We start from the raw sequence: 10,037 nt of genomic DNA, 5'->3' as shown, positions 1-10,037 counted from the left end.
CCATCTAGGCCGACTAACGAGAAGTTCGTCGCTTTGTCGCCAACTTGGGGATATTTTTTACTGTCAGAAGCCGACAAATTCGTAATAATGGTAAACACACCAATAATAAGCACGACCGCAAAGATCCCGATCTGTACCCATTTCTTTCTTGCACCCACGATTAATCACCTTCGCTTTTTCTTTAGCTATGTTAGTTTTTTCACATAGGGTAATACCTTTATTATAACGAAAAGAAGGCCAATTCTTATTGGCCTTTTTGAACGTTATGTGTCTTGAGAGCCTCGTTCCTAAGCTCCTCAACCTCTTTGGGCGTCAAGTGGCGATACTTCGCTCTTGGCAGGCCTGTAAGAAAGATTGGACCGAATTTAATCCGTTTCAATCGAATCACTGGAAAGGAAATCGCCTCGAACATCCGTCTGACTTGTCGATTCCTTCCTTCGTAGATCGTTATCTGAATGACGGACTCATTCTTCTCTAAATTCACATCCGCATATTCAACCTCAGCCGGCGCTGTCATTCCGTCTTCTAATTGTATGCCCGTTTTTAGCTTGTCTAATAACGTCCCGTGCGGCACCCCTTTGACGGTTGCTTGATAGGTCTTCGGAACATGATGCTTAGGATGCGTGAGTAGATGAGCAAATTCCCCGTCATTAGTCAAAATGAGCAAGCCTTCCGTATCATAATCCAATCGACCGACTGGATACACGCGTTCTCTTATGCCTGGCAAGAAGTCTGTAACTACTTTACGTCCCTCAGGGTCCGTCGCGCTTGTAATGACACCCTTCGGTTTATGTAAAATCACATAAATCTTCTTTTGTTGGCCGATAGCTCGTCCATCGACTCTGATTTCATCCTCAGCCGGGTTCACCTTAACGCCAAGCGTCGTGACAACTTCACCGTTCACTTGTACACGTCCCGCAGTGATGATTTCTTCACATTTCCGGCGGGATGCGACCCCCGCTTCGGCTAATACCTTTTGCAGTCTTTCCATTATCCGCTTTCACCTCAAGCTAATGATAACGGAGTTGACAGCAAATCACAAGAGCGCCGGCTTAGCTAAACACTAAATAACAGATGACAATCGACGCAACGAAGCCGACAAGATCCGAAATCAACCCTACCTTCAAGGCGTACCCAGCTTTACGAATACCAATCGCTCCGAAATACACCGTAATCACATACAAAGTTGTATCTGTGCTTCCTTGAACAGTAGAAGCGATACGGCCAATCATGGAGTCAGGGCCAAATTGCTCGATTAAATCGGTCGTAAAAGCAAGCGAACCTGCTCCTGTGATCGGTCGTAAAATCGCGAGTGGCAACACCTCGGTAGGAACGCCAATACTCTCAAAGAACGGCCGCATCCAGCCAATTAACAAATCCATCGCACCCGAAGCGCGGAACACGGATATAGCTACCATCATGCCGACTAGATGCGGAATGATTTTGATGGCTGTATCAAAGCCCTCTTTGGCGCCATCAACGAACGATTCATAGACAGGCACCTTGCGATAAGCCGCATATAAAGGGATGAACACGATCATGATGGGGATGGCCCATGCAGAGATGAGCGAAACGAAGGCATACATGCGTAATCATCCTTTCAGCGGAGGGATGGGAGAGCGAGACCTTCGATACCATCGATCCACAAAAATAGCAACAGCCGTCGAGATTATCGTAGCAATCAGCGTCGTACCCACGATTTCTGCGGGATTGACGGAATTGTAATTCATTCGTATGGCAATTAACGTTGTTGGAATTAAGGTAATGCTTGAAGTATTCAACGCAAGCAGCGTGCACATCGCGGTACTTGCTGTGTCTTTATCCGCATTCAGCTTTTGCAGCTCTTGCATGGCTTTTATCCCCATCGGTGTTGCCGCATTACCCAAACCAAGAATGTTGGCGCTCATGTTCGACATGATATATCCGATAGCCGGATGGTTTTTGGGAACACTCGGGAACAGAAAACGAACTGCTGGCTGCAGCAATCTGGCAAGCTTGCTCAAAAGCCCGGCATCTTCGGCAATCCGCATCATGCCCATCCAGAATACAAGTACGCTAATAAGTCCGAAGCAGACCGTCACACCACTTTTCGCACCATCGAAAGCTGCTTGTGTAACAGCTTCAACATTCCCATTCAAAGCAGCAACAACGAAGCCGATGACGATAAAGAACAACCAAATCCAATTCACCATGTCGATGGCCTCCTTGTGAGCTCTCTAGTCCGCCCATTCTGATCTAGAGATCGAAAACAACTCCTGAATTAACATGCGGCAAATTAAACTGTAATGTGAGAGCAGCGTTTCTTGATAAGGTTTGCTCTCTTGGAAAGAGAACGCGGACTGGCTCTGCGCTTGTAATAGCGGACTCGCTTTATCGTATATCGGCACTGTTTGAATCAGATTCTGTTGAAGTGAAAACTGCAAGGACCCCCGCTCAGCCAACCGATACGCTGTGGACGCAGGATCGACCAGCTTCACTTGACGCGTCAAGTGCGCAGCTTCGCCTTCCGCTAGCGGATAGGAAAACGTTCTACCTGCTACCCATGGTGTCCCTTCGACTGCATCACCTTTGTTGACGATCGTCTGCAATGGGTAATAAGTAAAGCCGTATTGCAGCAGCCTAGCATGATCGGCCCAATCATCGCCATCATTGAGGGTGACAACAGCGAGCTGTTGGCCGTTCCTGGTCGCCGAGGAAACAAGGCACCGTTTGGCCAACTTCGTGTAGCCTGTTTTCACACCGTCTGCTCCTTCGAAGAGGGAAAGCATCTTGTTTTTGTTCAACCACGAATAGTCCCAAGCTTCATTCGGGTTTGGCACCTTTTTTAGCTTCGTCGAGACAATTTCCTTGAACACCGGATTCTTGAGCGCATAAGCGGTTAGCTTAGCCATATCATTAGGACTAGAACGGTGACCTTCGCCTTCATCGAGCCCAGAAGGATTCGTAAAATGCGAATGTTCCATGCCTAGCGAGCGCGCTTTCTCATTCATCAGGTAAACGAAACCTTCTACGCTTCCGCCTACATTTTCCGCAATAGCAGTAGCAGCGTCATTCCCTGATCTCAGCATTAAGCCATACAGCATATCATGTAGTCTCATCTCTTCGCCAAGCTTCAGATAAATGGATGAGCCTTCTTTGCCGAAGGCCGTTTTGCTAACCTTCACTGTATCGTTCAGCTTCCCTTGTTCAATCGCGATAATGGCCGTCATGATTTTGGTCAAAGAGGCAATTCGCATAGGCGTGTCCCCTTTTTCGCTATAAAGGATGCGCCCAGACTCCACGTCAATTAGCGAGGCGCCAACCGCATTCGTACGAATGCCCGGAGGTGCTGCTTCCACTTGCGCCCAAGGTGCGAGCAATAGACTAATCAGTGCGCTGCACAAGATGATGAACCTGACTCTTTTACTCATCGTTATCCCCCTACTTACCAAATAGAAAAGACAAAAACTTTGTACAAGTATATGCTTTTGAAATGGGGATATGTCCAAGTCCTGTTATTTACAAAAAGAGAATCCATCGGTATAATGAGTTCAAATTGAATAACGAGATCACCGGAGGAGCCTGTCATTGCAGGCTCCTCTTTGCCATTTTTCGGGTTCTCCTGGCAATAAGGTTTAGCAACTGCTTTCGTGTGTCATAACTAAATGGAAGAAGATGGAGGTCAACTATGCTAACTTGGATTGCTTTAATTATTTTTTTAGTCACTTACGCATTTATTATTTCGGAAAAAGTCAATCGTGCTGTGATCGCTTTATTGGGTGCTGTGATCATGGTTTTCGCGGGTATTCTGGATGTCCACAAAGTGTTCGAGCAGTACATCGAATGGGARACCATCACCTTGCTAATCGGGATGATGATCCTTGTTGGTATTACAAACCAGACGGGTGTATTTCAGTTTGTAGCCATCCGCGCAGCCAAAGCTGTCAAAGGTGATCCTATGAGGATCTTACTCGTACTATCTACGTTAACAGCGGTTGGTTCTGCACTCTTGGATAACGTAACTACAGTTCTCCTTGTTGTCCCCGTTACCATCGCAATTACGCGCATATTAGAAATAAACCCTGTCCCTTTTCTAATGGCTGAAATCATTGCTTCCAATGTTGGAGGAACTGCTACGTTAATCGGCGATCCTCCTAACATCATGATTGGGTCCGCGAATCCACATTTAACGTTTAATGCCTTTCTTCTCAATCTTGGGCCGATTGCGTTAATCATCATGATCGTTTCACTTGTCATGCTTTATTTCATGTACCGGAAGCAGATGCATCCCAATCCAGTACTACAAGCCAAACTGATGGAAATGGATGAGCGAGAAGTCATCCAAGATCGCCGACTCATGATCAAATCCCTTTTTATCTTAGCGCTGACCCTCATCGGCTTTATGTTACATGCGGTCATCCACGTAGAAGCGGCTGTTGTTGCGATAGCAGGTGCGGTATTACTTATGCTTTTCGGATTAAAAGAACACGATATCGAAAAAGCTTTGGCCTCGATTGAGTGGGTGACGATTTTCTTCTTCGCAGGATTATTTAGCCTAGTCGGGGGATTGCAAGAGGTTGGACTGATCAAAAAGCTAGCCATGTTTGCGCTGGATGTAACAGAAGGCAATATTCAAAGCGCCTCCTTGCTCATTCTTTGGGGATCCGGTCTGGCTTCGGCAACCATTGACAACATTCCGTTTGTCGCTACCATGATTCCCCTCATCAAGGATATGGCTGACGGACTTGGTCTTGCTGTAGATTCAGCGCCAATCAACACTTTATGGTGGTCGCTTGCCCTAGGAGCATGTTTAGGTGGAAATGGCACCATAATTGGTGCGTCAGCGAATGTCATCGTGGCTGGCCTCGCGGCCAAAGAGGGAAAAGGTTTTAGTTATTTTGAGTTTTTAAAAGTAGGCGTCCCAATTACATTGGTCTCGCTGCTGTTTGCACATGTATATGTGTATCTTCGTTACTTGCTGTGAGACAAAAAAAAGCTGTCACAGAGGACAGCCCAGAAGATAACCAATCACTTATACGATGAAATTTTGATTCTCGATATTCGTTACGTTATTGGCGCCGTTTGTTCCGACTGCGCCTGTCTTCGTACTGAAGCCCTTGACCATACTTTGAATACGGTCTACAACCTGCGGCGCAGAGTCTATGAGGCGCTCCAGAATGTGCGTCTGATTGTCGAGTGGCACAACCTTAACGCCATTTTTGCCAACGACGAGGAAGGCAATAGGTGTAATGGACACCCCGCCGCCGCTGCCTCCTCCGAATGGAAGGGAAACCTTGGCATTCAGCGCATCACTTTTGCCCATCGAGCCGCCGTCAATCTCAATTTCGGAGTCAGTCATGAACTCGCTGCCGCCCGCTGCAAATCCGAAACCAACTTTGGATATTGGCATAATGACACTGCCATCCGGGGTTTCCACGGGGTCACCGACAATCGTGTTCACGTCAACCATTTCTTTGATGTTCTCCATGGCGACTTTCATGAGTCCTTGAATCGGGTGTTCTGACATGATAATATTCCTCCTTAGCGTTTTTCGCCATTAAAAACTGGCATCGGAAGCTTAAGCGTCTAAGACCAATATTGGTTCTTTTTTAGAGTACCCTTAGAGGAATATCGTTATGTACATCACGAAGCTGTTTTAAGCCTTGACTTTGCTTTGAGGGCTATTTGAATCCACTTGCGTATGCCGCCTTTTACTTTAGCAGCCCTTACTATCAACCTGACGCCTGCAAAAACCATATGCCAGACGCGGATCCGCGCTGCAACCCGTACTTCCGTTGAGAAATGTTTCTCATTAAATTGCGGTATCACATCTACCCGCGGCGTTGCTCTCACCTGAACATAACGCATGGTAAACCCTAGAAGCGATGATTTGATTCCCCAAATAGCCCCTGTCGTAATCGCAGTTTCCGGGGCATCTCCAACACCTACGCGTGTAATCCATTTGAGCTCCGTGCATTCCACTTTAGCTAAAGTTTGCTTCGTCCAATCATACAGACTTAGGGTATGGACTAGGATGTCTTTCGTCTCTTTATAAAATTGAATTACTTTGTCCTTCGTTATATGATCCTTGCTCTCATCTTTCAGTTTGGCGTATGTTTTACTCACGATTTCTGATTTGACCAGGATCCCTTTCGTGAATCCTTTGAACTGTATAATGGGGATGACATAGCGATAACGGATTAAGCCAAATAAAGCACGCATCTCCAAAGAAAGTGTGTCATTATCTTTCACCCTAGAGAAGTAAAACTCTCCCCGAATGAAACTGAGCAACACAATGATAATGGCAAGGATGACGACTAGAAGTACGAGTCCTACCCACAACAACCCCATTCTCCCCCTTAACAAAAAAACTCCACAGCTAGAAGATATCTTCTGGCAAGTAGAGTTAGTATGAGCTAATTTAGGAAATGAAATGCATTTATCATTACTCGGATTCCTCGGAAACATCATCAAGGGTAATCTGCTTCTGATCGCCACCCATCCGATCAAACAACATGCGAGTTTCTTCTTCCAGATCGAAGTTCCCTTGGAAGCTGCCTGAATCCGGCAGTTCTTGGATGGAACTGAGCCCGAAATACTCAAGAAATTGTTTGGACGTACCATACAAGATCGGTTTCCCTACAGCATCTGCGCGTCCAACTTCCAATATTAGATCTTTTCCAACCAAGGTAGCCAAAGCGCGATCACATTTCACGCCGCGTATTTCTTCAATTTCTACTCTTGTAATCGGCTGTTTATAAGCAACAATGGATAAGGTCTCAAGTGCAGCTTGCGATAACGATGAACGGGACGGTGTATAAGCGAGACGCTCAAAATAAGGAGCATGTTCGGCCAAAGTTGTTAACTGGTATGCACCAGCCACCTYGACGATCTGGACTCCTCTTCCCTTGCGTTTAAATTCCGTTCGCATGTCCTTGAGCAAATCACGAACGATGTACAAATCAAGCTCCATGACCTCAGCTATCTGCTTGGCATCCAATCCCTCGTCACCAGAGGCGAAAAGGAGTCCCTCAATAATTGATTTCATCTGTGGAAAACTGAGTGTCAATGTCGGAAACCTCCTCTTTTGCTTGTATAACGATATCTTCAAATAATTGATATTGATAGCATACGACTTTTTTCATTTTCATCAATTCAAGAATGGCCAAAAATGTGACAACGATCTCTTCCCGAGTCATTTCGTAATCGAATAACTTCGAGAAAAGCAGCTTGCCGCCTTTCACTTTTAGCAAATCCATAACCTCTCTAATCCGTTCTTTGACGGAAATCTCATCTCTTCGAATTCTAGTAACAATATTGCGGTTAGCAAGCTTGCGAAGTGTCCGCTGGAAGGCGAATAGCAAATCAGCAACGTCAAGCCCTTCAACAGGGTTCTCCTGCACATGAGGCAGGAATGGCGTCAAGTCTTCAGGCTCACGCGTATACACCAAGCTCCGCTCTACTTCTTTGTCTCTGAGCATATCAGCGATAGACTTGTACTTTCTGTACTCAATAAGTTTAGCGACCAACTCTGCACGCGGATCTAACTCGTCCATATCGTCAAAATATTCATCAAATTCAATTACAGGCGGCTTAGGCAGCAGCATTTTGCTTTTGATAGAGAGAAGTGTAGCGGCCATAACAAGAAACTCGCTTGTAATCTCCAACTCCAGCTCTTGCATGGCCTGTACATAAGCCAAGTACTGATCTGTAATTTCTTTGATTGGAATATTATAAATATCAAGTTCATCTTTATCAATAAGGTGAAGCAAAAGATCAAGGGGGCCTTCAAAAGCTTCTAACTTATAGGTAACTTTCATGTAATCTCCCCCTTGTCATAGTGAAAATATATTCATAACAAATTGCGCGGCAAACGGATATATATGTTCCAATGCCCATTGGCCAGTAGGTGTAATCATCAAAACGATAACAAGAATAAGTGCATATCGCTGATTGCGATCCATCCATCTTTGATTTTTCGGTGGAATTAGGCCTTTCAGTATATACCAACCATCTAGCGGATAAAGCGGTAACATATGTATGAATGAAATCATGAGATTGACAATGACGCCGTACTGCAAATAGACTCGCCATTGTTCCACAACGATCGACTCGGATGCCCCTCCAATAAAAGATGGAAGAAAGAAATAGAGCCACCAGAAGAACAAAGCGAGCAGCAAATTAATAAAAGGACCTGCTGCATATACAATTGTATGATAAAGTTTTGGTTTTTTAAACTGCAGTGCCTCAACTGGCATTTTCTTCGACCAGCCATAAGGACCAAAAATAATCATCGCCAACCCCAAGGCATCTAAATGTACCACGGGGTTAAGCGATAATCGTTTGCTGTCCCGGGCTGTCCGATCACCAAGCAGCCAAGCAACTCCTGCATGTGTAGCATCATGGAGCGTCATAGCAATCAGGAAAGCGAGCAGCCTGGGAAGCAGCGATTCGAGATGATAATAAGAAAGCATTAGGAAGTGAATTGCTTCGTCAAGTTGGCCATCTCAATGGCTGTTACTGCCGCTTCCCAACCTTTGTTGCCGGCTTTCGTTCCCGCGCGTTCAACAGCTTGCTCGATTGAATCTGTCGTTAAAACACCGAAAATCGTTGGAACGCCTGTTTTCAGGTTAATTGCAGATACACCTTTTGCAACTTCGCTGCACACATAATCAAAGTGAGGCGTTGAACCACGAATAACGGCGCCTAGGGTAATAACCGCATCGTATTTCCCGCTCTCTGCCATTTTTTGAGCAATAAGCGGAAGTTCGAACGCACCTGGTACCCAAGCAATATCAACTTCACTATCCAATACGCCATGTCGTTTCAAAGCATCTTGCGCGCCGCCAAGCAATTTGGAAGTAATAAATTCATTGAAACGACCTACAACGATCCCATATTTCAAATTCTGCGATATTAAATGTCCTTCATAAATTGTAGCCATGATTATATTCTCCTTTTCTATATAAAAACCGTTATTTGATATGTCAGGTTCAGATCCCGCTGCCGGAATCATGAAAACTTAGCATGTGGCCAAGCTTTTGTTTTTTCGTTCGCAAATAGTTCACGTTGTCCGCTTTGCTATCCATTTGAATTGGAACGCGTTCAACGACTTCAAGACCGTAGCCTTCCAGCCCCTTGATTTTGCGGGGGTTGTTCGTCAACAAGCGCAGCTGCGTAATGCCAAGATCTTTCAGGATCTGCGCGCCAATGCCATAATCACGAAGATCTGGAGCGAATCCAAGCTTAATATTCGCTTCTACAGTGTCTAATCCCTGCTCTTGCAGTGCATAAGCTTTTAATTTGTTGATTAGACCGATACCGCGACCTTCCTGTCGCATATATAATAATACACCATTGCCCTCTTCATCAATCTGTTTTAATGCAGCATCGAGCTGAGGCCCGCAATCACAGCGGTGAGAATGGAAAACATCGCCAGTCAAACACTCGGAATGCACACGTACCAATGTTGGTTTGGAAGGGTCAATTGTTCCTTTGACAAGGGCAACATGCTCTTTGTTATCCAATTGATTCGTATAGGCGATCGCTTTAAACATGCCGAAATCCGTAGGAAGCTTAATTTCGACCTCACGCTCAACCAGTTTTTCCTGTTTATTGCGGTAGTGGATCAAATCTTGGATTGTAATGATATGCAAATCATGTTTCTTGGCGATTTCCATAAGATCTGGAACCCGAGCCATCGTCCCGTCTTCCTTGATGACTTCGCAGATGACCGCGGCAGGATAGGAGCCGCATAAAACAGCCAAATCAACCGCTGCTTCTGTATGTCCAGCTCTGCGGAGCACGCCGCCTTTTTTGGCGATCAGCGGGAAAATATGACCTGGTCTACGGAAATCCTGCGGTTTTGTATCCGGATTGATCAAACCCATAACCGTTCTTGAACGCTCATGTGCGGAAATCCCCGTACTTGTCTCTACATGGTCTACAGAGACCGTAAAAGCTGTACCATGATAATCCGTGTTTCTAGCGACCATCGGCGGCAAGTCAAGCTCTTGAGCCCGCTCTTCCGTAATCGGAGTGCAGACAAGCCCGCGGCC

Annotated in this window: 12 protein-coding genes; 1 reads left to right on the top strand and 11 read right to left on the bottom strand. The window is 45.6% G+C overall.

What is annotated here, in order from left to right; all coding sequences use genetic code 11:
* Window positions 1–244: 244 nt before the first annotated feature.
* The 4 genes from AC1DUA_RS09585 to AC1DUA_RS09570 all read right to left on the bottom strand — a co-directional run bounded on the left by AC1DUA_RS09585 (window position 245) and on the right by AC1DUA_RS09570 (window position 3,410).
* Window positions 245–991, bottom strand: a complete 747-nt coding sequence (locus AC1DUA_RS09585; RefSeq protein ID WP_477499512.1) for a pseudouridine synthase — start codon at window positions 989–991, stop codon at window positions 245–247.
* 61 nt (window positions 992–1,052) lie between these two features.
* Entirely contained in the window at window positions 1,053–1,586 is a 534-nt protein-coding gene (locus AC1DUA_RS09580) for a spore maturation protein (protein WP_145655342.1), read from the bottom strand.
* Between the two features lie 6 nt (window positions 1,587–1,592).
* Window positions 1,593–2,192 (bottom strand): nucleoside recognition domain-containing protein, encoded by a 600-nt coding sequence (locus tag AC1DUA_RS09575; RefSeq protein ID WP_127451185.1) that lies wholly within the window; start codon window positions 2,190–2,192, stop codon window positions 1,593–1,595.
* Window positions 2,193–2,216: 24 nt separating this feature from the next.
* A complete protein-coding gene (locus tag AC1DUA_RS09570) occupies window positions 2,217–3,410 on the bottom strand; it encodes a D-alanyl-D-alanine carboxypeptidase family protein (protein WP_477499511.1) in 1,194 nt (397 codons plus the stop codon).
* Between the two features lie 257 nt (window positions 3,411–3,667).
* Here AC1DUA_RS09570 and AC1DUA_RS09565 point away from each other — a divergent pair, with 257 nt between their 5' ends.
* Window positions 3,668–4,963: an ArsB/NhaD family transporter gene (locus AC1DUA_RS09565; protein WP_477499510.1), complete on the top strand. Its 1,296-nt coding sequence runs from the start codon at window positions 3,668–3,670 to the stop codon at window positions 4,961–4,963.
* Window positions 4,964–5,011: 48 nt separating this feature from the next.
* Here AC1DUA_RS09565 and ytfJ read toward each other — a convergent pair whose 3' ends face one another.
* The 7 genes from ytfJ to AC1DUA_RS09530 form a co-directional block, all read right to left on the bottom strand.
* The gene (gene ytfJ, locus AC1DUA_RS09560) at window positions 5,012–5,506 is read right to left on the bottom strand and encodes a GerW family sporulation protein (RefSeq protein WP_477499509.1); all 495 of its coding nucleotides are present in this window, start codon (window positions 5,504–5,506) and stop codon (window positions 5,012–5,014) included.
* A gap of 116 nt (window positions 5,507–5,622) precedes the next feature.
* The gene (locus AC1DUA_RS09555; protein ID WP_477499508.1) at window positions 5,623–6,324 is read right to left on the bottom strand and encodes a DUF2953 domain-containing protein; all 702 of its coding nucleotides are present in this window, start codon (window positions 6,322–6,324) and stop codon (window positions 5,623–5,625) included.
* Between the two features lie 100 nt (window positions 6,325–6,424).
* Window positions 6,425–7,027, bottom strand: a complete 603-nt coding sequence (scpB, locus tag AC1DUA_RS09550; RefSeq protein ID WP_477499513.1) for an SMC-Scp complex subunit ScpB — start codon at window positions 7,025–7,027, stop codon at window positions 6,425–6,427.
* Window positions 7,011–7,799, bottom strand: coding sequence for a segregation and condensation protein A (locus AC1DUA_RS09545; RefSeq protein ID WP_477499507.1), 789 nt, complete (start codon window positions 7,797–7,799; stop codon window positions 7,011–7,013). Before AC1DUA_RS09545 ends, scpB begins: the two co-directional genes overlap by 17 nt.
* Before the next feature lie 15 nt (window positions 7,800–7,814).
* Window positions 7,815–8,453, bottom strand: coding sequence for a site-2 protease family protein (locus AC1DUA_RS09540; RefSeq protein ID WP_477499506.1), 639 nt, complete (start codon window positions 8,451–8,453; stop codon window positions 7,815–7,817).
* Window positions 8,453–8,923, bottom strand: a complete 471-nt coding sequence (gene ribH / locus AC1DUA_RS09535; protein WP_477499505.1) for a 6,7-dimethyl-8-ribityllumazine synthase — start codon at window positions 8,921–8,923, stop codon at window positions 8,453–8,455. The genes AC1DUA_RS09540 and ribH overlap by 1 nt, the downstream gene beginning before the upstream one ends.
* A gap of 49 nt (window positions 8,924–8,972) precedes the next feature.
* Window positions 8,973–10,037, bottom strand: a 1,065-nt coding sequence (locus tag AC1DUA_RS09530; RefSeq protein WP_477499504.1) for a bifunctional 3,4-dihydroxy-2-butanone-4-phosphate synthase/GTP cyclohydrolase II, incomplete at its 5' end; no start/stop codon positions are given.

The sequence above is a fragment of the Paenibacillus sp. 01T422 genome, assembly GCF_056398785.1.
The sequence above is the reverse complement of the archived record's forward strand: the minus strand, read 5'-3'. Positions and strand labels throughout refer to the sequence as shown.